At 59.7% G+C, this 25,156-nt stretch carries 25 protein-coding genes; 8 read left to right on the top strand and 17 right to left on the bottom strand.

The window, feature by feature from the left end; translation table 11 throughout:
• Positions 1-53: 53 nt before the first annotated feature.
• The 3 genes from ACR3FB_RS11265 to ACR3FB_RS11255 form a co-directional block, all read right to left on the bottom strand.
• Positions 54-1,835, bottom strand: coding sequence for an acyl-CoA dehydrogenase C-terminal domain-containing protein (locus ACR3FB_RS11265; RefSeq protein ID WP_480563801.1), 1,782 nt, complete (start codon positions 1,833-1,835; stop codon positions 54-56).
• A gap of 42 nt (positions 1,836-1,877) precedes the next feature.
• Positions 1,878-2,279 (bottom strand): MerR family transcriptional regulator, encoded by a 402-nt coding sequence (locus tag ACR3FB_RS11260; RefSeq protein ID WP_170459194.1) that lies wholly within the window; start codon positions 2,277-2,279, stop codon positions 1,878-1,880.
• Between the two features lie 255 nt (positions 2,280-2,534).
• Complete coding sequence (locus tag ACR3FB_RS11255) at positions 2,535-2,903, bottom strand: MerR family transcriptional regulator (RefSeq protein ID WP_170374244.1); 369 nt, start codon at positions 2,901-2,903, stop codon at positions 2,535-2,537.
• Between the two features lie 111 nt (positions 2,904-3,014).
• Here ACR3FB_RS11255 and ACR3FB_RS11250 point away from each other — a divergent pair, with 111 nt between their 5' ends.
• The 3 genes from ACR3FB_RS11250 to ACR3FB_RS11240 are packed head-to-tail and all read left to right on the top strand — an operon-like array spanning position 3,015 to position 5,273.
• Positions 3,015-3,434, top strand: coding sequence for a PaaI family thioesterase (locus ACR3FB_RS11250; RefSeq protein WP_170465671.1), 420 nt, complete (start codon positions 3,015-3,017; stop codon positions 3,432-3,434).
• A 1-nt stretch (position 3,435) separates the two neighbouring features.
• On the top strand, positions 3,436-3,954 hold the full coding sequence (locus ACR3FB_RS11245) for a PaaI family thioesterase (protein WP_170374239.1): 519 nt from the start codon (positions 3,436-3,438) through the stop codon (positions 3,952-3,954).
• A 2-nt stretch (positions 3,955-3,956) separates the two neighbouring features.
• Complete coding sequence (locus tag ACR3FB_RS11240; RefSeq protein ID WP_480563803.1) at positions 3,957-5,273, top strand: MATE family efflux transporter; 1,317 nt, start codon at positions 3,957-3,959, stop codon at positions 5,271-5,273.
• On the opposite strand, the gene arsC is transcribed toward ACR3FB_RS11240, so the two are convergent.
• Genes arsC through ACR3FB_RS11220 form a run of 4 tightly spaced genes read right to left on the bottom strand, consistent with a single transcriptional unit; the run spans position 5,270 to position 7,429 of the window.
• The gene (gene arsC / locus ACR3FB_RS11235) at positions 5,270-5,611 is read right to left on the bottom strand and encodes an arsenate reductase (glutaredoxin) (RefSeq protein WP_480564979.1); all 342 of its coding nucleotides are present in this window, start codon (positions 5,609-5,611) and stop codon (positions 5,270-5,272) included. The genes ACR3FB_RS11240 and arsC overlap by 4 nt on opposite strands.
• On the bottom strand, positions 5,608-6,666 hold the full coding sequence (locus ACR3FB_RS11230) for a quinone-dependent dihydroorotate dehydrogenase (RefSeq protein WP_480563805.1): 1,059 nt from the start codon (positions 6,664-6,666) through the stop codon (positions 5,608-5,610). Before ACR3FB_RS11230 ends, arsC begins: the two co-directional genes overlap by 4 nt.
• The gene (locus ACR3FB_RS11225; RefSeq protein WP_480563807.1) at positions 6,663-7,094 is read right to left on the bottom strand and encodes a DUF1330 domain-containing protein; all 432 of its coding nucleotides are present in this window, start codon (positions 7,092-7,094) and stop codon (positions 6,663-6,665) included. The genes ACR3FB_RS11230 and ACR3FB_RS11225 overlap by 4 nt, the downstream gene beginning before the upstream one ends.
• On the bottom strand, positions 7,091-7,429 hold the full coding sequence (locus ACR3FB_RS11220; RefSeq protein WP_170374228.1) for a DUF952 domain-containing protein: 339 nt from the start codon (positions 7,427-7,429) through the stop codon (positions 7,091-7,093). Before ACR3FB_RS11220 ends, ACR3FB_RS11225 begins: the two co-directional genes overlap by 4 nt.
• 108 nt (positions 7,430-7,537) lie before the next feature.
• Here ACR3FB_RS11220 and ACR3FB_RS11215 point away from each other — a divergent pair, with 108 nt between their 5' ends.
• The 3 genes from ACR3FB_RS11215 to mnmH all read left to right on the top strand — a co-directional run bounded on the left by ACR3FB_RS11215 (position 7,538) and on the right by mnmH (position 10,975).
• A complete protein-coding gene (locus tag ACR3FB_RS11215; protein ID WP_480563809.1) occupies positions 7,538-9,121 on the top strand; it encodes a bifunctional metallophosphatase/5'-nucleotidase in 1,584 nt (527 codons plus the stop codon).
• 88 nt (positions 9,122-9,209) lie between these two features.
• Entirely contained in the window at positions 9,210-9,875 is a 666-nt protein-coding gene (locus tag ACR3FB_RS11210; RefSeq protein WP_170688996.1) for an SOS response-associated peptidase, read from the top strand.
• Between the two features lie 47 nt (positions 9,876-9,922).
• Positions 9,923-10,975, top strand: coding sequence for a tRNA 2-selenouridine(34) synthase MnmH (mnmH, locus tag ACR3FB_RS11205; RefSeq protein ID WP_480563811.1), 1,053 nt, complete (start codon positions 9,923-9,925; stop codon positions 10,973-10,975).
• On the opposite strand, the gene selD is transcribed toward mnmH, so the two are convergent.
• Genes selD through ACR3FB_RS11170 form a run of 7 tightly spaced genes read right to left on the bottom strand, consistent with a single transcriptional unit; the run spans position 10,966 to position 19,049 of the window.
• Positions 10,966-13,125 carry a selenide, water dikinase SelD gene (selD, locus tag ACR3FB_RS11200; protein WP_480563813.1) on the bottom strand — a complete coding sequence of 720 codons (2,160 nt, stop codon included), beginning with the start codon at positions 13,123-13,125 and terminating at the stop codon, positions 10,966-10,968. The two genes, mnmH and selD, sit on opposite strands and share 10 nt — an antisense overlap.
• A 5-nt stretch (positions 13,126-13,130) precedes the next feature.
• The gene (locus ACR3FB_RS11195; RefSeq protein ID WP_170374220.1) at positions 13,131-13,517 is read right to left on the bottom strand and encodes a Na+/H+ antiporter subunit G; all 387 of its coding nucleotides are present in this window, start codon (positions 13,515-13,517) and stop codon (positions 13,131-13,133) included.
• 7 nt (positions 13,518-13,524) lie between these two features.
• Positions 13,525-13,794, bottom strand: coding sequence for a K+/H+ antiporter subunit F (locus ACR3FB_RS11190; RefSeq protein ID WP_152457439.1), 270 nt, complete (start codon positions 13,792-13,794; stop codon positions 13,525-13,527).
• Positions 13,791-14,288, bottom strand: coding sequence for a Na+/H+ antiporter subunit E (locus ACR3FB_RS11185; protein ID WP_480564982.1), 498 nt, complete (start codon positions 14,286-14,288; stop codon positions 13,791-13,793). Before ACR3FB_RS11185 ends, ACR3FB_RS11190 begins: the two co-directional genes overlap by 4 nt.
• The gene (locus ACR3FB_RS11180) at positions 14,288-15,823 is read right to left on the bottom strand and encodes a monovalent cation/H+ antiporter subunit D (RefSeq protein WP_480563815.1); all 1,536 of its coding nucleotides are present in this window, start codon (positions 15,821-15,823) and stop codon (positions 14,288-14,290) included. Before ACR3FB_RS11180 ends, ACR3FB_RS11185 begins: the two co-directional genes overlap by 1 nt.
• Positions 15,820-16,179 carry a Na+/H+ antiporter subunit C gene (locus ACR3FB_RS11175; RefSeq protein WP_170374216.1) on the bottom strand — a complete coding sequence of 120 codons (360 nt, stop codon included), beginning with the start codon at positions 16,177-16,179 and terminating at the stop codon, positions 15,820-15,822. The genes ACR3FB_RS11180 and ACR3FB_RS11175 overlap by 4 nt, the downstream gene beginning before the upstream one ends.
• The gene (locus ACR3FB_RS11170; RefSeq protein ID WP_480563816.1) at positions 16,179-19,049 is read right to left on the bottom strand and encodes a monovalent cation/H+ antiporter subunit A; all 2,871 of its coding nucleotides are present in this window, start codon (positions 19,047-19,049) and stop codon (positions 16,179-16,181) included. The genes ACR3FB_RS11175 and ACR3FB_RS11170 overlap by 1 nt, the downstream gene beginning before the upstream one ends.
• Before the next feature lie 218 nt (positions 19,050-19,267).
• Here ACR3FB_RS11170 and ACR3FB_RS11165 point away from each other — a divergent pair, with 218 nt between their 5' ends.
• Together ACR3FB_RS11165 and ACR3FB_RS11160 are read left to right on the top strand one after the other, a co-directional pair.
• The gene (locus ACR3FB_RS11165; protein ID WP_170676638.1) at positions 19,268-19,738 is read left to right on the top strand and encodes a rhodanese-like domain-containing protein; all 471 of its coding nucleotides are present in this window, start codon (positions 19,268-19,270) and stop codon (positions 19,736-19,738) included.
• Positions 19,738-20,562, top strand: a complete 825-nt coding sequence (locus tag ACR3FB_RS11160; protein WP_480563818.1) for a CE1 family esterase — start codon at positions 19,738-19,740, stop codon at positions 20,560-20,562. Before ACR3FB_RS11165 ends, ACR3FB_RS11160 begins: the two co-directional genes overlap by 1 nt.
• Here ACR3FB_RS11160 and mdoH read toward each other — a convergent pair whose 3' ends face one another.
• The 3 genes from mdoH to ACR3FB_RS11145 are packed head-to-tail and all read right to left on the bottom strand — an operon-like array spanning position 20,563 to position 25,144.
• Positions 20,563-22,431, bottom strand: a complete 1,869-nt coding sequence (gene mdoH / locus ACR3FB_RS11155) for a glucans biosynthesis glucosyltransferase MdoH (RefSeq protein ID WP_480564985.1) — start codon at positions 22,429-22,431, stop codon at positions 20,563-20,565. It lies immediately after the preceding gene.
• Positions 22,428-23,927 (bottom strand): OpgD/OpgG family glucan biosynthesis protein, encoded by a 1,500-nt coding sequence (locus tag ACR3FB_RS11150; protein WP_480563820.1) that lies wholly within the window; start codon positions 23,925-23,927, stop codon positions 22,428-22,430. The genes mdoH and ACR3FB_RS11150 overlap by 4 nt, the downstream gene beginning before the upstream one ends.
• Positions 23,924-25,144 (bottom strand): OpgC family protein, encoded by a 1,221-nt coding sequence (locus ACR3FB_RS11145; RefSeq protein WP_480563822.1) that lies wholly within the window; start codon positions 25,142-25,144, stop codon positions 23,924-23,926. Before ACR3FB_RS11145 ends, ACR3FB_RS11150 begins: the two co-directional genes overlap by 4 nt.
• Positions 25,145-25,156 lie beyond the last annotated feature (12 nt).

Raw genomic sequence — 25,156 nt, 5'->3', positions numbered from 1 at the left:
TGTCTCCTCCGAATAGTAGGGCCCGAGTTGTGATGCCCGAGCCCAGACTTTGATCAGAAGTTCGCCGCGTCCAGAACCATCACAGTGTCTGCGCCGGTCTGAATGCGGGAAAGATGCATCGCTGTCGCGGGCAGGCGGCGGGCCATGTAGAACCGGCCGGTGTTGATCTTGGTCTCGTAGAACTCTTTGTCCGAGGCGCCACCGTCCAGCGCGTCTTGAGCTGCCTTCGCCATCTGTGCCCACATCAGGCCCAGGCAGACATGACCGAACATGTGCATAAAGTCATAAGACCCGGACAGAGCGTTGTTGGGGTTCTTCATGCCTTCCTGCATGAAGTACATGCCAGCGGCCTGTAGATCCTTGGACGCCGCTTTCAGCGGTTCGATGAAGGCTTTGTCATAGGCTTCGTTCTGGCCTGCGTTTTCCTTGCAGAAGGTTTTGACCATTTCGAAGAACGCCATGACGTGCTTGCCGCCATCCTGCGCCAGCTTACGGCCGACAAGGTCCAGCGCCTGAACGCCGTTCGCGCCTTCGTAGATCATGGCGATACGGGCATCGCGGGTGTATTGCGACATACCCCATTCTTCGATGTAGCCATGGCCGCCATAGACCTGCTGGGCCTGAACGGTCATGTCGTAGCCTTCGTCGGTCAGGAAACCCTTGATGACCGGTGTCAGCAGCGAAATCAGCCCGTCCGCGTCTTTGTCTTCGGAACGGTGCGCCTTGTCGATCATGGTCGCGCCCCACAGAAGGAACGCTCTTGCGCCTTCGGTAAAGCTTTTCTGATCCATAAGGTTACGGCGGATGTCAGGGTGGACGATCAGCGGATCGGCGGGGCCGTCCGGGTTCTTTACTCCGGTCACATCGCGGCCCTGTAGGCGATCTTTGGCATATTCCAGGGCGTTTTGATAAGCAGCTTCGGCCTGTGAGACCCCCTGCATACCCACACCCAGACGCGCTTCGTTCATCATGGTGAACATGGCGCGCATGCCTTTATGCTCTTCGCCCAGCAGCCAGCCTGTGGCTTCGTCATAGTTCATGACGCAGGTCGAGTTGCCGTGGATGCCCATCTTTTCTTCGATCTTGCCGACCGAAACGCCGTTACGCTCACCCACTGATCCGTCTTCATTCACGATGAACTTGGGCACGATGAACAGCGACACGCCCTTGATGCCCTCGGGGCCACCGGGGATTTTAGCCAAAACCAAATGGATGATGTTGTCGGCCATGTCATGATCACCGGCCGAGATAAAGATCTTCTGGCCCGAGATTTTATAGCTGCCGTCGCCCTGAGGTTCCGCTTTGGTGCGCATCAGACCCAGATCGGTACCGCAATGCGGCTCGGTCAGGTTCATGGTGCCGGTCCATTCACAGCTGATCATGTTCGGCAGGTATTTGTTCTTTTGCTCGTCCGAGCCGTGCGCCAAGATCGCCGAGGCCGCGCCGTGGGTCAGGCCCTGATACATCGTAAACGCTTGGTTCGCGCCCGAGAACATCTCTCCCACGGCCGTTCCAATCACGTAGGGCATGTTCTGGCCACCATACTCTTCCGGCATGTCGAGGCCAGTCCAGCCGCCTTCTTTCATCTGCTCGAAGGCATCTTTGAAGCCTGTGGGTGTGTACACGATACCGTTTTCCAAACGGCATCCTTCGGTGTCGCCGACAACATTCAGCGGGTGAAGAACATTGGTGGCGACCTTGCCAGCTTCTTCCAGAACGGCGCCGGTGAACTCGGCCTCCAGTTCGTTGTAACCCGGAATGTCAGACTCCGAGATTTTCAGGACATCATGCAGGATGAACTGCATATCTTTGGTTGGCGCGTTGTAGACGGGCATGTGAAGCTCCCTTAATTCATATGTCCGGAGGGCAGGGCGAAGTTATTCGGCCGCCTTCTTTTCCTGTTTCATCGAGGCGATAACTTTCTCGCCCCAGCGCAACTGCTCTTTCAGATCGTCGATAGCCTGTGTCAGCTCTTCACGGCGCGATTCCATATCGGCCAGACGTTCGCACGCGATTTCATAGGTGCGCGCCATCTGGGTCACCTGCTGGTCGCCCACGTGATACAGGTCCAGAAGCTGTCGAATTTCCTCAAGGCTGAAACCAAACCGCTTGCCACGCAGAATTAGCTTTAGCCGCGCGCGGTCGCGTTTGGTGAACAGACGCTTCTGACCCTCGCGGATCGGAAACAGAAGTTCTTTCGCCTCATAGAACCGCAAGGTGCGGGGCGTGACATCATAGGTCTCGCACATTTCACGGATGGTCATCAGATCTTCGGTCATTCGTCATACTCTCGTCACTGGCGTCGTCCGAATAGAGTTGCGCAGTTGCTGGACGCTTTACAACATGTAGGTGACGTTTACGTAATCCAGACGCTGCGTCATTTCTAAGTTGACGTAACTTCCAGTCGCGTAATGACGGGTTTTGCGAAATTTTCTTTCCCTAGGGGCAAGAGAAATTCGCCCTCAGATTGGTCCTAGGACTCGATTCCAAGGTGCATTTTTTGGTTTCACCAGAACCCAGAAGGGCAGAGTGTTCTACTTTATGGACTTAGCCGTTTGGTCCCGAAGCTGTTTGAGGGCATCCATCGCCTCGTCAAGCTGCGCGCGCTGCTGTCGCAGCTCTTCCATCTGTCGATCTGCCATTTCTACGAAAGTTGCCATCTGCGCTTCGTTGCCTTGATCTTCGTAGATCAACAGCCACTGGCGAATCTCTTCCAAAGGAAATCCGAATTTCCGGCCGCGCATGATCAGCGTCATGCGGGCGCATTCTCTGGGGCCATAGTACCGGGATCGCCCTTCTCGGTCGGGCTGCAAGAGCTCGATGTATTCGTAGTAACGCAGGGTGCGTGGAGTCACGTCGAACTCGGCACACATCTCTTTGAATGACAAACGGTTGTCGGACATTCGGGGTCTCCTCGGCAGCAACCTAGGACGTCATGCGAACAAGCGCAACAGGTGGGCTTGCCCTTTGATCGGCTGGCGGCTCATAAAGGGGCAAGACAACAGGATATGATCATGGTCGACAAAGCAAAGCTAGCCCGCCAGTTTATCGAAGCCATTCCGCATGCGCGCGCGATGGGCCTTCATCTTAGCCAGATTGGGGAAGGTGAAGCCGAAATAACAATGCCTTACAACGAGGATCTGATCGGAGATCCGCGCACGGGCGTGATCCACGGCGGCGCGATTTCAACCATCCTGGATACCTGCTGCGGGGCCGCAGTCATGAGCCACCCGTCTTCTCCGGGCGGAACAGCGACGATTGATTTGCGCATCGACTATATGCGCGCTGCCACGCCGGGGCAGAGCATCACCGCGCGGGCCAATTGCTATCACATCACCCGAAATGTGGCCTTCGTGCGTGCAACGGCGATGGATGATGATCTTGACCTGCCAGTGGCGACCGCCTCGGGGTCTTTCACGGTTGAGGGGAAGTAATATGGCCCGTTCCCGTCCCGAACCTATGCAGGTGGTCAAACAACGGCGCGACGCCGCCTTGCGCGCTTTGGTTGATGGTGTGCCCTATATCCGGTTTCTCAACATCAGCTTCGACCGGCGCGGGGATGAGCTTACCGGCGTGCTGAACTTTGACGAGAAACTGATCGGAAACCCGTTTCTTCCAGCCCTTCATGGCGGCGTTACCGCGGCGTTTCTTGAGGTCACTGCCGTCATCACGCTGAGCTGGGAACACATGTTCTCGGACATCGAAAGCGGCGAAATTGATGCCGAGGCCATTGTTACGGATGAATCGATCCGCTTTCCCAAAACCATCGACTTTACGGTCGACTATTTGCGCTCGGGCCTGCCCCGCGACGCCTATGCACGCGCCTTCGTGAACCGGGCCGGACGGCGCTACGCCTCAGTTCGTGTTGAGGCCTGGCAGGACAACCATGCCAAGTTGTTTGCGCAGGCGACGGGGCATTTCCTGATGCCGCAACAGCCCCGCGACAAGGGCTGAGAATGCAGGATGCCTCGGCACCCATAACTCACAAACGGGTGCTGAAGATCGCGGTTCCCATTGTGCTGTCGAACGCGACCGTACCGATCCTTGGGGCGGTGGATACCGGCGTTGTCGGGCAGATGGGAGCGGCTGCTCCGATCGGCGCGGTGGGCATGGGCGCGGTGATCCTGTCCGCGATCTACTGGATTTTCGGCTTTCTTCGCATGGGCACAACGGGCCTTGCCGCGCAGGCGCGCGGGGCCGGAGAGAGCGCCGAGATGCGCGCCTTGCTCGTTCGCGGGTTGATGCTCGGCGGGGCGGCAGGCCTTGTGTTTGTCCTTGCCCAGATCGCGATCTTCAGTGGCGCGTTCTGGTTGTCCCCGGCCAGCCCCGAGGTTGAAACACTTGCGCGCTCGTACCTTGAGTTTCGAATCTGGGGAGCACCCGCGACCATTGCCCTATATGCGATCACCGGCTGGCTGATTGCGGTCGAGCGGACACGGGGCGTTTTCCTGCTACAGATCTGGATGAACGGTCTGAACATCGCGCTGGACCTGTGGTTCGTTCTGGGGCTGGGCTGGGGCGTCGAAGGCGTGGCGATTGCGACCCTGATCGCAGAATGGACAGGATTGGCGCTGGGTCTGTGGCTGTGCCGGGACGGGTTTGCCGGGCAAATCTGGCGTGACTGGCCGCGCATTTTCGATGCCACCCGGCTGCGGCGGATGGTGCAGGTGAACGGAGACATCATGATCCGCTCGGTTCTGCTGACTGGCTCGTTCACCACCTTCCTGTTCGTCGGGTCCGATTTAGGAGACGTCAATCTGGCGGCCAATCAGGTACTGCTACAATTCCTGGAAATCACCGCTTTTGCGCTGGACGGATTCGCCTTTTCTGCCGAGGCGCTGGTCGGAGGCGCGGTTGGCGCACGGGACCGATACCAAGTACGGCGCGCCTCGGTCATGGCGTCTCAGTGGGGTGTCGGTGGCGCGGTGCTTCTCAGCGCCGTTTTCTTCTTTGCAGGTCCCGCGCTGATTGATCTGATGTCCACCTCTCCCGAAGTACGCGAGGCGGGACGCACGTTCCTGTTCTGGGCGGCCTTGGCTCCGATCATCGGTGTCGCAAGCTGGATGTTCGACGGTATCTACATCGGAGCCACATGGACCCGCGACATGCGCAATGCGATGCTGCAATCGGTAGCGATCTATGTCGTCGCTTTGTTCATTCTGGTACCCGCGTTCGGCAACCATGGTCTGTGGGCCGCGCTGATGGTTCTGAACCTGGCACGCGGCGTGACGATGGGCTGGCGCTATCCGAAGCTTGAAGCTCAGGTGGCCTAGAGAAGGGCGAGTAGATTTTCAGGCGGGCGGCCAATTGCGGCTTTACCGCCCGAGATGGCCAGAGGACGTTCGATCAGGATCGGGTTGTCTGCCATGGCTTGGATCAGCTCCGCATCCGTCGCTTCCTTTGAAAGGCCCAGCTCCTTGAACCGCTTCTCACCCGTGCGCATCATCTCGATGGCAGGCAGGTCCAGCAGGGATTGCGCGGCGCGCAATTCGTCGACCGAGGGGGCGTTCTCAAGGTACTTGCGAACCTCGATCTCTGCACCGCGCTCTTCCAGCAAAGCCAATCCCATGCGGGATTTTGAACAACGCGGGTTGTGCCAATATTCGATCACAGCCAATCCTCTCGTTTGCTGCCCACAGCCTGTGCAACGGTGTCAAACCCATCGCGGGCCAATAAGTCATCAAGACCCTGTGCGATATCGGCAGCCAGGGACAGGCCGCCATAGACCATCGCGGTGTAAAATTGCACCGCCGACGCGCCTGCGCAGATCTTGGCGTAGGCCTGTTCCGGCGAGCTGACACCGCCCACACCGATCAGAGGGATTTTGCCGTCGGTCAGCTGGCTCAACCGGGCCAGAACGCGGGTGGATTTCTCAAACAGAGGCGCACCGGACAGGCCGCCTTTTTCGTCCTTGTGCGGGCTGCGCAGCCCGTCGCGCGACAGGGTCGTGTTGGTGGCGATGACCGCATCCACGCCCGTCTCAGCAGCCACTTCGGCGATGTCCTGTAATTCATCTTCGGTCAGGTCAGGCGCGATTTTCAGGAAAATGGGCAGTGGGCGCGGCAGAGCGTCCCGCGTCTCGATCACACCACTCAACAAAGCACCAAGGGCCGCCTTGCCCTGAAGATCGCGCAGTTTTTCGGTGTTGGGGGAAGAGACATTGACCGTCGCGAAATCCAGATGCGCGGCGCAATGGGCCAGCACTTTGGCAAAGTCGCCGGGCCGGTCATCGCTATCCTTGTTGGCCCCGAGGTTCAGGCCGATCACCGCATCCTTAGGACGGTTGGCCAGCCGTTCGGCCATCACTTCCATACCTTCATTGTTGAAGCCAAAGCGGTTGATGGCGGCTTTGTCCTCGGTCAGGCGGAACAGGCGGGGTTTCGGGTTGCCGGGTTGCGGGCGCGGGGTCACCGCTCCGACCTCGATGAAACCGAAACCGGCACGGGAGAGAGGGGCCAGAACCTCTCCGTTCTTGTCGAACCCGGCGGCGAGGCCTACGGGGTTGGGCAGGCGCAGCCCTGCGAGCTCGGTCCTTAAACGCGATGACGTCACCGGTCCGGGCGTCGGGGCCAGACCGGCCTGCAGGGCCTTGATCGACAGACCATGGGCCGCTTCAGGGTCCATACGGTGCAGGGCGGCGAGGCCCAGTTTTTCGGTTAGTTTCATCCGAAGGACGCGCCTCCTTGCGCGGTGCCACAGCGGATCAGGCGGGAGGTTGCGACGGCGGCCTGACGGTGGACCACCGCAGACCGGTAGGTTGGATCTGTTACCATCTCAAGAAACGCGTGAGCGGTAGGATAGCGGGCAATGAACACTTCGTCCCAAGCCTCGTGTTGCGGTCCGATCAATGTGGTCTGAAACGCCCCACGCCACAGGATCGACGCACCGATTCTGGCGATGATCGGGGCGGTCTCAGCCCCGTAGTGGCGATAGGCTTCTGCTCCCGTCAAATTTTTATCCGCCAAGGCGTGGCCCACCGGATAGTCGGCCTTGGCACGAAACCTGACAAGGTTCAGCATCTCGATGGGTTGATCCCGATCCAATGCCTTGAAGGCTTCGAACTGTTCACGATCGGGATCAATATAGGCGGTCATACCATCTCGCTCGGGAATTGGTGGGTTTGGCCATCGAAGGGCAGGGGGCGGGACCAAACCACATCGCTGAGCCGGATTTGGCGGTAGAGATGCGGAAACAAGGCCCCACCGCGCGACACTTCCCATTTCAAGTCGTCGCCCATGGCGTCAGCGTTGCAGCCAAGCAGTGTCAGACCTTCAACCCCAGCAAAGTGTTTGGCTGCGGTTTCAGCCGCCTGTTCGGCTGTCGAAAAGTGGACGAACCCGTCAGCGATATCAATTGGCGCGCCATCAGTTGCGCCATTTGCCTGCAACGCGGCCCATTCCTCGGCCCGGAATATCTTGTAGATCAGCATGAGGGTCTGATGCCCCGCATGGCCCGCGGAATCAAGCCGGATTTCCCCCTTTGACTCTTCCGCCGCATCAGCGCACGATCCCGAAAAACAAAGACAGGGAGTTTCAACATGGTAAGCCGTCTATTGACGTCGGTCGCGATCCTCGGCCTGAGCGCAGGCATCGCCGCCGCCGACTACAAGCTGACCATTCTGCACACTAACGACATTCACAGCCGGATCGAGTCGATAAACAAATACGATTCCACTTGCGATGCCGAAGATGAAGCCGAAGGGAAGTGCTTTGGCGGCGTGGCGCGTCTGAAAACAGCCGTTGACGCCAAGCGCGCTGAACTGGCGGATGAGAATGTACTGTTGCTGGACGCAGGCGATCCGTTTCAGGGCTCACTGTTCTACACGACCTACAAAGGTGCTGCCGAGGCTGAGTTCATGGAAGCGATCGGTTATGACGTGATGGCCGTCGGCAACCACGAATTCGATGACGGGCCTGAAGGTCTCGCGGCCTTTATCGACGCGGTCAGCTTTCCCGTGATCTCGGGCAATCTGGACCTGTCGTCTTCGGCTGAGCTGAAGGACAAGGTGCAAAACCACGTGGTGCTTGAGGTGGGTGGCCAGAAGATCGGCATCATCTCGGCCCTGGCCACGGATACGGTGGACACGTCCAGCCCGGGCAAGGACGTTGTTTTTCAGGATGAGGTCGAAAGCCTGAAGGCGGATGTGGCGGCTTTGGAAGCCGAAGGTGTGGACATCATCATCGCGCTGAACCACGTCGGTCTGGCTCAGGATATTAAGATCGCCGAACAGGTGCCCGGCCTTGATCTGGTTGTCGGTGGGCACTCGCACACCCTGCTGTCCAACACGGATGAGGACGCGGCAGGCGCGTACCCGGTGATGGTGGGCGAAGTTCCGGTGGTTCAGGCCTATGCCTATTCGAAATATCTCGGCGAAATCACACTGACCTTTGATGATGACGGCAATCTGATTTCGGCAGAAGGTGAGCCAATTCTGTTAGATGCCTCCGTCACACCGGACGAGGGCATCGCGGCCCGTGTCGCAGAAATGGGCGCCCCGATTGAAGAGATGAAGGGCCGCGTCGTAGCCAGCTCAGCTGCAACCATCGAAGGCTCGCGTGATGTCTGCCGTGTGCAAGAATGCGAGATGGGCAATCTGGTTGCAGATGCCATGTTGGCCCGCGTTGCGGATCAGGGCGCTCAGATCGCGATTGCGAATGCGGGTGGTCTGCGTGCCTCGATCGACGAAGGCGAGGTCACCATGGGCGAAGTCCTGACGGTTCTGCCGTTCCAGAACACCCTGTCGACTTTTGAGATCACCGGGCAGGGCGTAATCGACGCACTGGAAAATGGCGTAAGCCAAGTCGAAGAGGTCAAGGGCCGCTTCCCGCAGGTCGCAGGCCTGACCTTTACATGGGACCCCTCAGCCGCCCCGAATGAAGGGCGCATCACCGAGGTGATGGTTGCCGATGGTGACGGTTTCGTTCCGATTGATCCCTCGGCCACATATCTGGTTGTGACCAATAACTACGTGCGCAACGGTGGTGACGGCTACAGCGTCTTCGAAGGCGACGACAAGAATGCCTATGATTTCGGCCCGGATCTGGCGGATGTGACGGCGGAATACCTGGCCGAAAACGCGCCGTACCAGCCTTATCTGGATGGTCGCATCAAGCAGAAGTAAGACCTGAAAAGCCGTGCCCGTTTGGGTGCGGCTTTTTCTTTTGGCTGAAATCGCATCCCGCGATGATCCGGGATTGGACAACGGACTGATGTGCGGACGGTTTGCAATCACTTTGCCCAATGACGCGATGGCGCAGCTGTTTGCCGCGCGCCCTGCCAATGCCTTGCCCGACGTGCCCAACTATAACGTTTGCCCGACCAATCAGGTGCACGTCGTTCGTGCAGGAGATGCTGGCCGTCGCTTGGATGCGCTGCGCTGGGGCTTTCTGCCCCATTGGTACAAGGCCGAAAATGCAGGCCCCTTGTTGATCAACGCACGAGCCGAGACACTGGCTGAAAAACCCGCTTTTCGCGACGCCTGCCGATCGCGGCGCTGCCTGATCGTGGCAACAGGGTTCTATGAATGGACCAAGACCCAGCAGGGCACGCGCCTGCCGTGGTACATCCACCGCAAGGACGGTGCGCCCATCGCCTTTGCGGGAGTTTGGCAGGATTGGGGGCCGGAAGAGGCACGGCAATCCACCTGTGCCATCGTGACGACCCAGGCGAACCAGAACCTGTCGACCATTCACCATCGGATGCCATTAATCTTAGAATCCGACGATTGGCCGCTTTGGTTGGGAGAAGCAGGCAAAGGTGCCGCGCGTTTGATGCAACCCGGCGCTGAAGATGTGCTGGAGTTTCATCGTGTCGACCCCGCCGTTAACTCCAATCGGGCGTCTGGCCCGGACCTGATTGAAGTCATCGAGGACTAGCTGCAGATGCGTTCCATTTACTTGCGACTAAGAGATGTGCGCTTGGTATGGCACTGAAATTCACAGAATTACCGCAGCTCTACGCGCACGGGTTCGATACAGTTATCGACGTCCGCAGCCCGGCAGAGTTCGCCGAAGACCACCTGCCGGGGGCGATCAATCTGCCGGTTCTGGACAATGAAGAGCGCGCGCGGGTCGGCACGATTTACAAACAGAAAAGCCCTTTTCTGGCGCGAAAGCTAGGGGCGGCGCTGGTGTTTCGCAATGCAGCGAACCATATCGAACATCGCCTCAGCCATCATGAGGGGAACTGGCGGCCCTTGGTTTATTGCTGGCGCGGCGGGCAACGCTCGGGCTCGTTTACATGGACGTTGCAGCAGATTGGCTGGCAGGCGGATGTCGTCGATGGAGGTTATCGGACCTATCGCCGGCTAGTGAAGGCCTACCTGTACGACCAGCCGCTGCCCTTCCAACTGATCGCGCTGGATGGCTACACTGGCACCGCCAAGACTGAGTTGTTGCACCATCTGGATCAACGCGGCGTGCAAGTGGTTGATTTGGAGAGGCTAGCCAACCATCGCGGCTCGCTGCTTGGCGAAAGGCCAGGTGGGCAGCCCAGTCAGAAAGCCTTCGAATCTGCTCTGTCTGCCACCTTTTGCGCCCTAGACCCATCTCGCCCTGTGGTGGTCGAGGCGGAGTCGTCGAAAATAGGCGATCGTATCCTGCCGCCCAGCGTCTGGACAGCGATGTGCGCCGCGCCTCGTATTCATATCGACGCGCCTTTGTCCGCCCGGTCGGCTTACCTGACCCAGGCCTATGACGATATCCTGTCGGATACCGAGCGTCTTCGGGATCGTTTGTCTCCACTGCGATCTCATCGCGGGCATGAGGTCGTGGACGGGTGGTTGAGCCTCATCTCGTCGGGCGAAAAACAGGCTTTGACGCGTGCGTTGATGGAGCAGCACTATGATCCGGCCTACGCCAAATCCCAGCGTCAACACCCGGCCAAGACTTTGGTGCGGATCAATATCGCTCAGTTGGATGACAATGGCTTGAGGGGTGCGGCGGATCGCATCAAAAATACGCTGGATCAGCTTTGAAGCTTTAACCCCGGAGTGCCGGTCAAATGCCCGATCCGCGCGGCCGGGTAACCCGTCGCTCGCAGATCCTCTAGCAATTTGTCGGCGATCTCGGGTGCTACCGCAGCCAGCAGTCCGCCCGCTGTTTGTGGGTCGAACAACAGCGCCGCTTTGCCGTCCATGGGCAGCTCGGGCGCGATAGAACGGTTATCTGCAAAAAGGGTCGATTGGATGCCGGCGTCGCTCAGCTCGATGGCTCCGGGCATCACGGGGACGGCCTCAAGATCAAGCACCGCTCCGCAATCTGAAGCCTCGCACAACCCGTTCAAGTGCCCGGCCAAGCCGAACCCTGTGACGTCGGTCATCGCGTGGGCCTCTGCCAGAATGCGCGACGCTGCGCCTTGCGGTTTGGTCATCATCTTATAGGCTTGCGCGACCGTTGCGCCCTCGGCGCGTCCGGCCATTTCGGCAGCCATCACAACGCCGCTGCCGATGGGTTTGGTCAGGATCAGCGCATCGCTGGGCCCGCCACCGGCCAGAGTGATCGGGTCTTTGTCGCAAAGCCCAGTCACCGTGAAGCCAATCGTCATCTCATCGCCCATTGAGCTGTGGCCGCCGACGATCTCGGCCCCGGCGCCTCGCATGACGTCGCTGGCGGTTTGCATGATCTCGGAAAGCGTCCGTTCCTGCAGGTCAGAGGACATGCGGGGCAGGATGAGAGTGGCCGTTGCAGCCTGCGGCTCTGCGCCCATCGCCCAAATGTCCCCCAGTGCATGGACGGCGGCGATACGGGTCATCAGGACCGGGTCATCGGTGACACTGCGCAGGTGGTCCGTGGTCATGACCTGCCGCGCTGTCCCAATTGTCAACAGCGCGGCGTCGTCTCCGGGCAGCGCTGTCACATCTTGACGCAATGGTTCGGGCAGCGCTGACAGTGCGCCACGCAGAGCGCCGCGACCGAGTTTCGCCCCACAGCCGCCGCACATTGGTTTGTCACCAAGGGTTTCGGCCATACCGGCAGCATGCGCGCGCGGGAGGGCGGGGGTCCCCATGGCAGGGAGATCGCGGAACTTGTTCATGAAGCTCTGGTCGATATGGTCCTTCCAGCACCACATCAGAGCGCCGCTGAAGGACGTGCCCAGACGCTCGGCCAATGCGGACTTTCCACCCAATGAGATCAGCTTGAGATAATCCTTCTGCGGCACATAGCGCTGCATGGTCCCAGCCCCCAGCGCAGCGCGCAGATTGTTGAAAAGCACTGGCGCTTCGCGCACTGCGTAGACGCCCGCCTTGGGGCGCGGATTCTCGGTCAGGTGGGCGCAGTCTCCGGCGGCGAAGATGGCGGCGTCGCTGGATTGCAGGTGGCCGTTCACACGGATGAAACCTTCGTGCAGATCCAGCCCGGTGTGCTGGATCCAGCTATAGGGTCTCGCCCCCGCAGCGCCGGTCACAAACTCGGCAGGGATCTGGCGGCCATCGTCCAGTGCGACATGATCTGCGGCGATCTCTTTTATTGAAACTCCCTCGAGCACGTCGATGCCAAGACCGGCCATAGCCTTGCGGATCGTCGCTGCGGCCTTGGGGCCGGTCGCTGTCAGGGCCGAGGCATTGTCGATCAGCGTGATCCGCGCGGGTCTGCCCTTGGTTTCCAGCGCGTGGGCCATGGCCATCGCCAGCTCGACCCCAGCGACGCCTCCGCCTATCACGGCCACCGAGGCAGGGCCGGTGCTGTCTAGATATGCAGACCAACGCGCGGCAAAGACGCCCAAGGGTTTGGCCGGAACGGCATGGTCTGCAAAACCTGGCAGGGCGGGCATGTCCGAGGTGATCCCGACGTTGACCGAGGCGACATCGAATGCCACCGGAGGTCGTCCTGGCACATGCACATGGCGCTGGGCGGTGTCGATCCCCTCAACCGCGCCCAGAATGACCCGCGCGCCCGCGAAACGGGCCAGCCGGACCAGATCAATATCCAGATCAGAGCGGAAGTAGTGACCGGCGACAAAACCGGGCAGCATCCCTGAATAGGGCGCAGTCGGGCCGGGGTTGATCACCGTTACGCGCGCGCCTGGCAGAGGGTTCATCCCCCATTTGCGCAGCAGCAAAGCATGGGTATGACCTCCGCCAATCAAAACCAGATCACGGGTCAGGGGCAGCGGAGGGTTATGCATCAGGCTCAGTTCGTGCTGTGATCAGGGACGTCTTCAACCTGCTCGACCGCGTGGGTGGCCCAAAGCTCGTCCTCGCCCGCATCCGGCAGATCCTGCGGCTTTTCATGACGATGAATGTGCCACTTGGCAATGAACAGGGCCGTGATCGGGGCCGTCAGGAACAAAAACAGCGTGATCAGCAGCTCATGCATCGACAGTTTGCCCTCAAGCAACACGGAATGTGCAATCGAGGCCAGTAGCACGCCGCCCACACCCAGCGTTGTCGCTTTGGTCGGCGCGTGCAGGCGCGACATCGGGTCTTTCAGTTTGATCATCCCAAACGATCCAACGAAGCCGAAGATACCCGACATGATCAGGAAGGCGGCAATCAGCAATTCGACAAGAAATGTCATGTCGCCCTCACTCGATGATGTTGCCGCGCAGCATGAAGCGCGCATAGGCCACGGTTGAAACGAAACCCAGCATGGCGATGATCATGGCAGCCTCGAAAAAGATCTCGGTGCCTTGATCCAAACCGTACAGGATCATCAGCGCGATGGTGTTGATCACCATCGTGTCCAGCGCCAGAACGCGGGTGCCGACACCATCGGCGGTGATGATCCGCCACAGGCACATCATGATGGCGGCTCCGAAGCAGGCGAAGGCGAAGTAGATCGCATAATCAATCATTCGAAAATCTCCTTCAGGCGGCGTTCGTAGCGCTGTTTGATCTGATCGCGCACGGCCTCAGGGTCAGGAGCATCAAGGCAATGGACCAGAAGGTTATGCCCCTGCGCCGACAAATCGCAGCTGACGGTACCCGGCGTCATGGTGATTGTCCCGGCCAGTACGGTGATTGCCTCGGGCGTACGCAGTTCAAGCGGGACGCAGATCCAGTTTGGTTGGCGAGCGTTGTCGCGTTTGAACAGGATGATCCGGGCGACGGTGATATTGGCGATAACGATATCCCACAGGACCACCAGGATGTACTCGGCCACCATGGGCCAGTTGCGTAGTTTGGGACGGTCGGGCCAGTAGGGTTGGGTAATAAAGGGAATGATGATCCCCAGAATCAAACCAAAAACGAGCGAGTTTAACGACCCGTTATTGGCAAGCAGAACCCAGACCAGTGTCAGCAAAAAGCTCAGGTGAGGGTGCGGGAATATGCGATGTAGCAGCTTGATCATTCTGCCTCTCCCAATACGGCCGAGATGTAGTCTTCGGGTGTGAACAGTTGCTCGGCGGTTTTGCTGGTGTATTCGAGTGCGGGGCCAGCAAACAAGGTCAGCAGGATCAGACCGCCGACCAAACCGAAGACCGATGTAAACGCCAGACCCGGGTGCGGTTCAGGGGTGGGTTGAGGCTCGGCGTCTTCCCCCTCGGGCTGAGGGTTATGGTCCGCGTCGTGGCTTTTCCAGAAGATCAACGTGCCGGTCCGTGCGAGACCAACGATTGTGACAAAGGATCCGATCAGGATGACCGCCCAGACAGAGGTTGCGTCGGGTGCATCCCGGGCCGCGTCCAGAACCAGCAGCTTGCCGATAAAGCCGGACAGCGGAGGCATCCCGGCCATGGCAATCGCTCCGACGAAAAACAGCGCTGAGATCAATCCGGTCTGCGCCATTGGTCTCGTAGGCGCGATCGCACCACCGCGGCGTTCCATCACCAGATCGGCGACAAGGAACAACAGGGCCGTCGCAAGCGTCGAATGGAACACGTAGTACAGCGCGGCTGCACTGGCATCCGGCGTGAACAGTGAAATGGCAATCAGCAGCGTCCCCATCGAGGCGATGGCACAAAAGGCGACCATCCGCGCGATATGTTGCGAGCCGAGGATGCCGATAGCTCCGACGGCAAGGGTGACCAGCGCAGCAGGTTGCAGCCAATTGCCGACCAGACCTTGCGTTGCCTCGACCTCCGGGCCGAAGGCCAGAGTGTACATCCGGATGATCGAATACGCCCCAACCTTGGTCATAATCGCGAACAAGGCCGCCACGGGTAGGGGAGCGTTGGCGTAGCTGGCCGGTAGCCAGAAATGCAACGGCAGAACGGCGGCCTTGATACAGAACACCAACAACAGCAACACAGCGCCAACCCGCAGCAGCGCGGTATCCTCGGGCGGTATCTCGGCCACGCGCAGGGCAATGTCGGCCATGTTGAGCGTGCCGGTCACACCATAGAGCGTCCCCAAGGCAAACAGGAACAGGGTCGATCCCAACAGGTTATAGGCCACGTATTGCACGCCCGCCTTCAGCCTGACCGCTCCGCCGCCATGGGTCATCAGACCGTAGGAGGCGATCAGCAGGACCTCGAAGAACACAAAGAGGTTGAAGGCGTCTCCGGTCAGGAAGGCCCCGCACACGCCCATAAGCTGGAAATGAAACAGGGCGTGAAAATGCTTGCCACGCTCATCCCAACCCGAGCCGATGGCGTAGAGCACAATGGGCAGAGCCAGCAGCGCGGTCAGCAGAACCATCATGGCTGAAAGCCGGTCCAGTACCATGACAATCCCGAAGGGGGCGGGCCAGTTGCCCAGCTCATAGACCTGAATGTCGCCTCCCGCAGCCTGCGCGGTGATGGTCAAGGCAATACCCAGCAGGGCAACAACCCCCGCGACCGAGAAGATGCGCTGCAGGTCGAGGTGGTAGCGCAGGACCATGATGATGAACGGGGCCAGGATCGCAGGAAGGACGATCGGCGCAACGATCCAATGGTTCATGCGTCTTCTCCCGGCGCGTCCACGCTGTCATGCGGGCTCATGTCGATATGGTCATCCTTCGAGGATAGATAGGCCGAGAGCGAGATCATCACGATCACCGCCGTCATCCCGAATGAGATCACGATGGCCGTCAGCACCAGTGCCTGCGGCAGCGGATCGGTATAGGGGACGTCTTCGTATTTGTTCAAAACGGCAGGCGAATTCAGCGCCAGACGTCCGGTTGCGAACAGGAATACGTTCACCGCGTAGGTGATCAGCGAAAGGCCAAGAATGACCGGGAATGTCCGGCGACGCAGGATCAGGAAAATCCCGGCGGCGGTCAGAATACCTACGGCAGAGGCAACGAGCGCTTCCATCAGGCCTGCTCCTTCTCTTGTTCTTCTTCCGGCGGAGCGTCCCGCAGCGGGTTGATATCCATCGGGAACTCCTGCGCCATGCCCGGCTGCCACGCAAAGCGGGACAGGCTGTCCAAGGCCAGCATCACCGCGCCCAGAACAGCGAGGAAGACACCGGTGTCGAACAACATCGCGGTGGCCCATTCGAATTCTTCCAGCGGGGGCCAGTTGATGTAGCCGAAATCGCTTGTCAGGAAGGGGCGTTCATTGAACCAAGCGCCCAGACCAGTAGCGGCGGCGATCAGCACACCCCAGCCGATGGTGCCGTGATAGTAGAACCTCTGCCTTTCGATCGCCCAGGTGTAGCCGCTCGCCATGTATTGCATCAGATAAGCGATGGCGACGATCAGGCCTGCGATGAAGCCTCCTCCGGGCTGGTTGTGGCCGCGGAAGAAGATGTAGGCGCCCACCATCAGGGCAATCGGCATCATCACGCGGGTCACGACGACCATCATCAGCGGATGCGAGTCGCCCGATTGCGGCCAGTGCGGCTTGCGGTTCAGCAGGTAGCCTCGGACATTGCTGCTCAGGACCGCTTCGGTCAGGGCAAAGATGATCAGCGCGGCAATGCCCAGAACGATGATCTCGCCAAAGGTATCAAAGCCCCGGAAATCCACGAGGATGACGTTCACCACGTTGGTGCCGCCACCACCTTTGTACGAGTTGGCAAGGTGGAACTCGGAAATCGTCGGGAAGGCAAAATCACGCAGCATGATCGCATAGACCAGAGCACCTGTCCCAAGCCCGGCCACGACCGAGATCGCAGCGTCCCGCCAGCGCCGCGCGGCGGTACTGTCCCATGGGGTCTCGGTCGGCAGGAAGTTCAGCGACAGCAGCAACAGGATCATCGTCACCACCTCGACTGAGATCTGCGTCAGTGCCAGATCCGGAGCCGAGAGGTAGTTGAACGCAACCGAAACGATCAGCCCGACAACACCAATTAGAACCAGCGACAACAAGCGGTTACGGTGGAACCACATGATGCCCAGCGTTGCGCCCACGAGACAGATCCAGCCAACGATCGGAATGATCTGCGCAGGCAGCGGCACGCGGGTTTCAACTCCGATCGTCCCTGTGGAATAGGCGTAGTAGCCAAGGCCGACGGTAAAGGCCACAAAGATGATCGCATACCGGCTGAGGACACCATTGTGCAGCTCATCCGTGATCCATTGGCTGAGCCGCGTAAACGCATTGATAATGGCCTCAAAGATCACTTTGGCCTCAGGCCGGGGCAGGGTGTTCCAAAGCTGCTGCGCGCGTTTGTGTTGCGACATCAGGAACAGACCGCCCAACGTCGCGACAACGGACATATACAGCGCAGGGGTAAAGCCGTGCCACAGTTTCAGCGAATAATAGGGCAGCTTTTCGCCACCGATCACGGCGCTGGATACGACGGCCACCAGCGGGCCGACGATAGCCGCTGAATAAAGGCCGATCAGCACGACCAGAACGACCATAAACGCGGGTGCCAGCCACAGCCCGACCGGAGGGTCATGCGGATGGGCCGGGTAATCCTCGCGCTTTGGTCCAAGGAAGACATGGCTGACAAAGCGGAAGGAGTAGGCCGCCGAGAACAGCGCTGCCAACAGGGCCAGACCCGGCACGAGATAGTGAGAGTTCAGCCATGTGGTGTGGACGGTCTCCTCCAGCATCATCTCTTTTGACAGGAACCCGTTGAGCGGAGGTAGCCCGGCCATGGACAAAGCTGCGATGGTGCCGATGGTGAAGGTGATCGGCATCAGATGACGCAAGCCGCCCAGCCGTTTGACATCGCGGGTTCCGGTTTCGTGATCCACGATCCCGGCGGTCATGAACAGCGCGGCTTTGAACGTCGCGTGGTTGATGATGTGGAACACCGCGGCCACGGCTGCAAACTTGGTGCCAAAGCCCAGCAGCATTGTGATCAAGCCCAGATGTGACACGGTTGAGAACGCTAGCAGCGCCTTCAGATCGTCCTTGAACAGGGCGATTACGGCCCCCAACAACATGGTCACCAAACCGGTTGTTGCGACGATATAGAACCACGCCTCCGTCCCCGCCAGAACCGGCCACATCCGCGCCATCAAGAACAACCCGGCCTTTACCATGGTGGCCGAGTGCAGATAGGCGGAAACCGGCGTCGGGGCAGCCATGGCGTGAGGCAGCCAGAAATGGAATGGGAACTGTGCCGATTTGGTAAAACAGCCCAACAGGATCAGGATCAGCGCGGGTAGATAGTAGGGCGAGGCCTGGATCAGCTCTTTGTTCTGCAAAATCACGCTGAGGTCATAGGACCCGACGATATTCCCCAAAATCAGCATCCCGGCGATCATCGCCAATCCGCCGCCTCCGGTGACGGCCAGCGCCATGCGCGCGCCTTGTCGGCCTTCGGGCAGGTGTTTCCAATAGCCGATCAGGAGGAATGAGCTGAGCGAGGTCAGCTCCCAGAAAATGAGCAAAAGCAGGATGTTATCGGATAAAACAATCCCAACCATCGCGCCCTGAAACAGCAGCAGATAGGTGTAGAACTGCCCCATCGGGTCTTCACGCGACAGGTAGAACCGCGCATACAGGATGATCAGCAGGCCGATGCCGAGGATCAGCAGGGCAAACAGAAAACCAAGCCCGTCCAGCATGAAATTCGCGTTCAGCCCCAGCCCCGGTATCCAGTCAAACCGCGCTGTCACGACATCGCCGCGCATCACGCTGGGGATATGGATCAGCAACCCCATCAGGGCCAGGAAAGTGGTCAACCCTGCGGCCGAAGCGGCTGCATTTCGTCCCGCCCGTATCAGGAGGGCTGGGAAAACAGCTCCGAGGAAGGGAAGGGCCGCGATGAGGAATAGGGACAAGTGCGATACTCCGGTCTGGGCGGTCAATATGACAGATTTTGTAGGATAATTTAATGATTGTCCAAAAATTGCAAGGTTTTGACAGATGTTAAAAGGTGTATATCGAACCTATCTTTCTGCGTGATAATGACGCGAACTTGATCCCGCTGCCGGAATTCCCCGGCGCGCGGTTGCAACCCTTGTGATAGAACCAAGCCATGAGTGCAGGAGAACGCCATATGGCAGACGGGAAAAGCCGAACGCGACGGTGGGTATTGATGGGCGGGGCAGGCGCAATTGCCGCAGGAATTGCCATTCGTGAGTACCGTTTGATCCCGCAGGACTACACGGGCGGCCAACTGGAAGTGACGCAGGCGCATCAGAAAGCCGTCGCCGGAGATGTGTTGCTGGTGGACATCCGCACACCTCGGGAATGGAGGGCCACAGGCGTCGGACAGGGGGCGCAGCCTCTGGACATGCGGCGCGAGGATTTTATTCCGGCCCTTGTGCAAATGGCTGGCGGTGACAAGTCCGCCCCTGTGGCTCTGATCTGCGCGCGTGGGGTCCGTTCGGCACGGTTGAGCAATCAACTGACCGCAGCCGGGTTTACCAATATTATTGACGTGCCAGAGGGCATGTTGGGTTCGGCCGCCGGGCCGGGCTGGGTGCGGGCCGGTCTGCCGGTTGAGACCTTTGTTGAGGGGACGTGATGAAACACAAATGCTGGCTATCGTTCTGTCTGGCCGCAGCGGCGCAACCGGTCTTGGCCGATTGTGGCCCGGATGAAGGCACCTGCGAGATTGCTTTGGGCGCGTATCACATCGAACTGCCCGAAGCTGAAAACCCGCCTCTGGTCGTGTTCCTACATGGCTACGGAGGCAGCGGCTCAGGAACGATGAACAATCGCAGCATGGTCGAGCCTCTGCTGGCGCGCGGCTATGCGGTGATGGCGCCGGAGGGGTTGGAGCGGCCGGACCGGGGCGGCATTCAAAGCTGGAACTTCTATGCCGGCTTTGGCGAGCGTGACGAAACGGCCTTTCTCAGCGAAGCGGTGGATGACGCCGCTGAGCGGTTTGGCATTGACGGTGAACGCGTTGTTCTAGGAGGGTTTTCCGCCGGCGGCTTCATGGTGAATTACCTCGCCTGCGATGCGCCTGAGACCTTCTCGGCCTATGTCCCCGTCTCAGGTGGCTTCTGGCGTCCGCATCCCGAATCCTGCGCCGGACCGATCCGCATGTTTCACACCCATGGCTGGATCGACAATGTCGTTCCGCTCGAGGGGCGTTTGCTGGGCGGTGGCCGTTTCCATCAAGGCGATATCTTTGCCGGGCTGGAGATCTGGCGCGAGGCAAATGGCTGCGTTGATACCAAGCCCAGCGGGTTCTCGACCACGGGCCAGTTCATGCGGCGCAACTGGATGGGATGTGCCGAGGGCAGCGCGCTGGAATTCGCGCTGTTCCCCGGCGGCCATACGGTGCCCAGCGGGTGGGCGGATATGATGCTGGACTGGTACGAAGGATTGCCCGGCGGTTGATTATTCCGCCGGGGTCATGCTGCCCTTGCCCTCGATCAGGCGCTTCAACTCATTGCGATGACGACGGGCCGAGCGGGTGATGGCGGGCTCAGCAAAATCCTCGCGCATACCAACCATACGGCGGGCGGCACCAGCCGACACACCGCTGAGCGCCGACAGCGGGATCGCCAGTGCAAGGCTGATCGCAATCGGGGCCAACCAAACCGAGACCAGCCCGGCCAGAATACCAACGCTAAGTGCTATGCCACTGACGGTTTCCAGCGCATGGCACAGGACCAGCGTGCGTAAGGAATAGCTGCCACCGTCACGCGCCTGCGGGGACCAGCCCTTCTGGATGCCCAATGCCGTGCGGAACACAGCGATCATTTGCTGCACCATTAGGATTGGCGCATAGAGGATCGACAGGATGACCTCGAACAGGAACGAGGTGAAGAATCGTCTCCAACCGCCGAAATCGGAATAGCGCACTCCGCTGAGGGGGAGGGCGGCAACGCCCAGAACCTTGGGGGCCAGCAGCATCGCATACATGACGAGAATGATCAGCACATGGCGTGTCTCAGACATCTCTGGCCATTGCGGGAACAGAGGGTTGTCGGGGCTGAAATAATGCAGGACCGAGGCTTCCTCACCCTGACCAATCAACGCCCACATAAGCAGTAGCGCAAACCACAGCGGGGACATCAAATAGCCGACCGCCCCGTGGAACATATGAAACCGCGAGACGGACCGGAACCCGCGCGAGCCCAGCAGTTTCAGATGTTGCAGGTTCCCCTGACACCAGCGGCGGTCCCGCATGGCGTGGTCGATAAGGGTGGGTGGTGTTTCTTCGTATGAACCACGAATGCGCGGCAGGAACCGAACGGCCCACCCGGCACGGCGCAGCAGACCGGCCTCGACAAAGTCGTGGCTCATTATCAGTTTTTCCTGCCCGTTGAAGGCGCGCAGCTTGGGCAGTCCGGCACAGGTGGCAAAGGCCTTGGTGCGGATGATGGCGTTGTGGCCCCAATAGTTGCCCTCTTGCCCACACCAGCGGGCCAGACCTTCGGCAAAGGCGATGCCGTAGACGCCATTGGCGAATTGCTGCATCCGGGCAAAGACGGACTGTGCGCCAATGAGTTGCGGGTAGCTTTGAATCAAGCCCGCGCTGGGATCACGCGCCAAAGAATCCGTCAGTCGAGCAATCGCGCGGCCTGTCATCAGGCTGTCGGCATCCAGCACCAGCATCGCGTCCCAATCCGCGCCCCAGCGGCTGACCCAATCGGCGATATTGCCAACTTTTCGGTCAGTATTCTGTTCGCGACGGCGGTAGTAGAGCTTCAGGTCGGGGGCTAGCGTGGTGCGCAGTGCCTCAATACTGGCTTGCTCTTGCGCCGCGATGTCCGGATCGCGGGTGTCCGAGAGGATGAACATCGCATATTCATGCTGCCCGCCCCGGGCGCGCAGTTCTTCCAGCATGGTGCGGGCATTGCCCAGTACAAACCACGGAACCTCATTGTAGGTCGGCATCAGCAGGGCAACGCGCAGCGGTTGCGCGCGGTCTTGTCTGATCGGACGCTCTTGCCGGGACAGAGAGATCATACCCAACAGCACGGTGCAGACCGTGAAGGAGATCCAGAAGAAGTTGAACGAGATCAGGGCCAGCAGAATGGCTTCGACAAGGTTTATGCCCTCGGACCCAAACCAATCGCTCATGACCCATAACAAACCCAATGTGGCTGCCATTGCGGGCGAAAACGCCAGCGCGCGCCAGAATCCGGCCGATGGGCGGGCACCCGCAGGGACCTGCGCATCCCGGAATCCTGCGCGGAAATCCTGCGCTGGCATTGCTAGCGGTGCCTCGGGTGGCATGATATGCAGGTCGCGGCTCATGCGGTCCAACGGTACAGCCACACTTCGGATGCGGGTTGCTTGCCGACCAAAAGCTGCGCGCGCAGCTCCACATGGTCGCGGTCACCCGGCTGGAACGAGAACGCCAGACGCACACCGCCGGTATCCGGATTGCGCTGCAACACACCGTCCGAGGTTTCTGAATGAGGCGAATTGGCAAAAATGCTGACCGCCTCCAGATCGTCGAACAGAGGGCTGGGCTCAAAGTCGATCACGGCCAGACGGCCTTCGCCAAAGGTGTTCTCACCCATCGCCGTGTTGATGACCCGTGGCATCGGCGTGCGCTGAGGTTCCTCGCCCCAGACAAGGCGATAGCTCAGGTCAACCTGGCTACCGGCGGCATAGGGTTCGGCGGGGCGCCAGTAGGCGACGATATTGTCGTAGATCTCCTGATCGGCGGGTATCTCGACCAGCGTCACCGTGCCCTTGCCCCAATCGGAGCCGGGCTCGACCCACAGGCTGGGACGCTTATGATAGTTCGCCTCAAGATCCGCGTAGTCCGAGAATTCGCGCTTGCGCTGCATCAGGCCAAAGCCCTGAGGGTTCATGTCCACGAAAGACGAGATTTGCAAACGGGTTGGGTTCGCCAGCGGACGCCAGATCACCTCACCTGCGCCGTTGCGGATCAGCAGCCCGTCGCTGTCATGCACAGCGGGGCGGAAATCGTCGAACCGGCTGTGATTGGTCTGATCGAACAGGAACATCGAGGTGCCGGGCGCGATACCCACATGCGGCAGTACTTCGCGGGGGAAGAGGGTGGCCTCGATATCCATGATGCAATCGGCACCGGCGGTGACGTTAAAGCGGTATGCACCGGTCACGCTCGGGCTGTCCATCAGGGCGTGGACAACCATGTTGCGCTGACCGGGTTCGGGTCGTTCCAGCCAAAAGCGGATGAATTCGGGGAATTCCTCGCCATCCGGGTCGCCGGTTTTCAGGGCTAGGCCGCGGGCAGACAGGCCGTAGACTTCGTGCAGACCAATGGCGCGGAAATAGCTGGCCCCCTGCCAAACGCAGAATTCATCGGTCTTACCGGGGCGGTGCATTTCCGTACGCAGACGCAGGCCCGAGAACCCAAGCGTTTCGTCGATTGGAAGGGTCGGGACCTCTTCGGCCTTGTCAAACATCTCAAGGTCGAAAGCGACCGGCTTGGCCATCCCGTTCTCGACAGTCGAGACCTTGACTGTGCGCGGGAAATACAGGCCGGGGGTGAAGAAATCGACGTTGAAGGGGGTCTCGGTCTCGTACCAAAGCGCGCGGTCCAGCCGGAACCGGATCGAGCGGTATTGCGTATAAGTCAGGTCCTGCCATTCCTGCGGCACCATCTCGCGCTCGGCAAACGGACGGCTGGCCAGTTCACGGGCGAGTTCGATCACGTCATTGCGGTCGAACGGAACCTCTGACCCCGAGGCAAAGGTGGCCGGCGCCAGAAACAGCGCAGAGGTCGAGGCCAGAAATGCGCGGCGAGTCAAAGTCATTTCTTTGATTTCCATGGCTGAGATTTGAACCAGGCGGCCAGATAGGCCACCCCGATGATCATGGCAAAGCCAATCATGTTAGCGACAAAGACACTGGCAACATCCCGCTCGGTCTGATCCAGCGCGACCCCGATCAGGCGGGCTGCGGCCATCGAGAAGACAAAGACCGCGAGCGATTGCTGTCCCACTTTGGTGATCAGTTTCAGAACCACCTGCCAGATGCGCGCGCCCAATGAGTGCCCAGTGGCGATTAGACGGTGACCATGCTCACCGGCAACAACCCACCCCAGATAGGCCAGTGACAGGAAGTGGATGTAGCGGAACAGGCCGAACTCGGTTTTTCCACGCAGTTCTTTCGTCAAAGGCCAAAGTTCGCGGATTTGCTCGGCCAGACCGGGGGCCGCGGATTGAACCCACAGGAAAACCTTCCACGACCCGAAGGGCGCAGACAGAACCAGAAATGCAATGGCCGCCCAGATCAGTGCTTTTGATACCGGAGGCGCCGGAAGCCAGCCGCGCATAAAGGCGAACCCAGTGAAGAACAGCAGTTGCCAACCGAATGGGTTGAAGAACCATTGACGGTCCGACCACGGCTCAGCCGGAAGGGCCAGCACTCCGGTCTGGGCGACAAGCCAGATCGCGACCGATACAGCCGCCATCAGCCAAAAGCTGACGCGGTAAAGGGCCATGTAGAGCGGCATCATCGCCAGAACGACCAGATACATCGGCAGGATGTCGAAGTAGTTCGGCACATAGGTCAGGGTGAAAATCCCGACCATTTGCGGCAGCGGGTCATTGAAGAAATGCTGCAGGTTCAGCGACGATACGTAGCTTTTTTCAAACAGGCCGGAATTGTCCAGAGCGGCCATGCTCATGGCGACAAAGAAGAACAGACAGATATGCGCCCAGTAGACCTGCCAGATGCGGAACGCCACGCGGGCCGTCCCCATCCACCAGCCTTTGCGCAGGAAGGCGCCGCCAAAGGCGATGGCCGAGGCCATGCCCGAGCAGAACACAAAGATCTCGGTCGCGTCCGAAAACCCGAAACGGGCCGGGATCCATTTGGCCCAAGGATCGTTCGGGATATGGGCGATCAGGATGATGAACATCGCGATGCCGCGATAGAAATCCAGTCGCGGATCGCGCACACGGGCAGTGGGCGCTGCGGCCGAGGCCGCAACAGTCGCAAAATCAGAAGCGGGCGAAACAGTCGCCATACGTTTTCTGTC

The sequence above is a fragment of the Ruegeria sp. AO1 genome (assembly GCF_056535985.1).
This window is presented reverse-complemented; position numbering and strand designations above follow the sequence as displayed.

Excerpts from the sequence above, each read along its gene's own strand:
- ACR3FB_RS11255 (WP_170374244.1), bottom strand. The coding sequence starts at position 2,903 with ATGTCCGACAACCGTTTGTCATTCAAAGAGATGTGTGCCGAGTTCGAC.
- mnmH (WP_480563811.1), top strand. The coding sequence starts at position 9,923 with ATGGCACTGAAATTCACAGAATTACCGCAGCTCTACGCGCACGGGTTC.
- ACR3FB_RS11145 (WP_480563822.1), bottom strand. The coding sequence starts at position 25,144 with ATGGCGACTGTTTCGCCCGCTTCTGATTTTGCGACTGTTGCGGCCTCG.
- ACR3FB_RS11245 (WP_170374239.1), top strand. The coding sequence starts at position 3,436 with ATGGCCCGTTCCCGTCCCGAACCTATGCAGGTGGTCAAACAACGGCGC.
- ACR3FB_RS11165 (WP_170676638.1), top strand. The coding sequence starts at position 19,268 with ATGGCAGACGGGAAAAGCCGAACGCGACGGTGGGTATTGATGGGCGGG.
- ACR3FB_RS11160 (WP_480563818.1), top strand. The coding sequence starts at position 19,738 with ATGAAACACAAATGCTGGCTATCGTTCTGTCTGGCCGCAGCGGCGCAA.
- ACR3FB_RS11225 (WP_480563807.1), bottom strand. The coding sequence starts at position 7,094 with ATGACCGCCTATATTGATCCCGATCGTGAACAGTTCGAAGCCTTCAAG.
- ACR3FB_RS11195 (WP_170374220.1), bottom strand. The coding sequence starts at position 13,517 with ATGACATTTCTTGTCGAATTGCTGATTGCCGCCTTCCTGATCATGTCG.
- ACR3FB_RS11260 (WP_170459194.1), bottom strand. The coding sequence starts at position 2,279 with ATGACCGAAGATCTGATGACCATCCGTGAAATGTGCGAGACCTATGAT.
- ACR3FB_RS11230 (WP_480563805.1), bottom strand. The coding sequence starts at position 6,666 with ATGAAACTAACCGAAAAACTGGGCCTCGCCGCCCTGCACCGTATGGAC.
- mdoH (WP_480564985.1), bottom strand. The coding sequence starts at position 22,431 with ATGAGCCGCGACCTGCATATCATGCCACCCGAGGCACCGCTAGCAATG.
- ACR3FB_RS11265 (WP_480563801.1), bottom strand. The coding sequence starts at position 1,835 with ATGCCCGTCTACAACGCGCCAACCAAAGATATGCAGTTCATCCTGCAT.
- ACR3FB_RS11215 (WP_480563809.1), top strand. The coding sequence starts at position 7,538 with ATGGTAAGCCGTCTATTGACGTCGGTCGCGATCCTCGGCCTGAGCGCA.
- ACR3FB_RS11210 (WP_170688996.1), top strand. The coding sequence starts at position 9,210 with ATGTGCGGACGGTTTGCAATCACTTTGCCCAATGACGCGATGGCGCAG.
- ACR3FB_RS11180 (WP_480563815.1), bottom strand. The coding sequence starts at position 15,823 with ATGAACCATTGGATCGTTGCGCCGATCGTCCTTCCTGCGATCCTGGCC.
- ACR3FB_RS11250 (WP_170465671.1), top strand. The coding sequence starts at position 3,015 with ATGGTCGACAAAGCAAAGCTAGCCCGCCAGTTTATCGAAGCCATTCCG.
- ACR3FB_RS11190 (WP_152457439.1), bottom strand. The coding sequence starts at position 13,794 with ATGATTGATTATGCGATCTACTTCGCCTTCGCCTGCTTCGGAGCCGCC.
- ACR3FB_RS11175 (WP_170374216.1), bottom strand. The coding sequence starts at position 16,179 with ATGGAAGCGCTCGTTGCCTCTGCCGTAGGTATTCTGACCGCCGCCGGG.
- selD (WP_480563813.1), bottom strand. The coding sequence starts at position 13,125 with ATGCATAACCCTCCGCTGCCCCTGACCCGTGATCTGGTTTTGATTGGC.
- ACR3FB_RS11220 (WP_170374228.1), bottom strand. The coding sequence starts at position 7,429 with ATGCTGATCTACAAGATATTCCGGGCCGAGGAATGGGCCGCGTTGCAG.
- ACR3FB_RS11240 (WP_480563803.1), top strand. The coding sequence starts at position 3,957 with ATGCAGGATGCCTCGGCACCCATAACTCACAAACGGGTGCTGAAGATC.
- ACR3FB_RS11150 (WP_480563820.1), bottom strand. The coding sequence starts at position 23,927 with ATGACTTTGACTCGCCGCGCATTTCTGGCCTCGACCTCTGCGCTGTTT.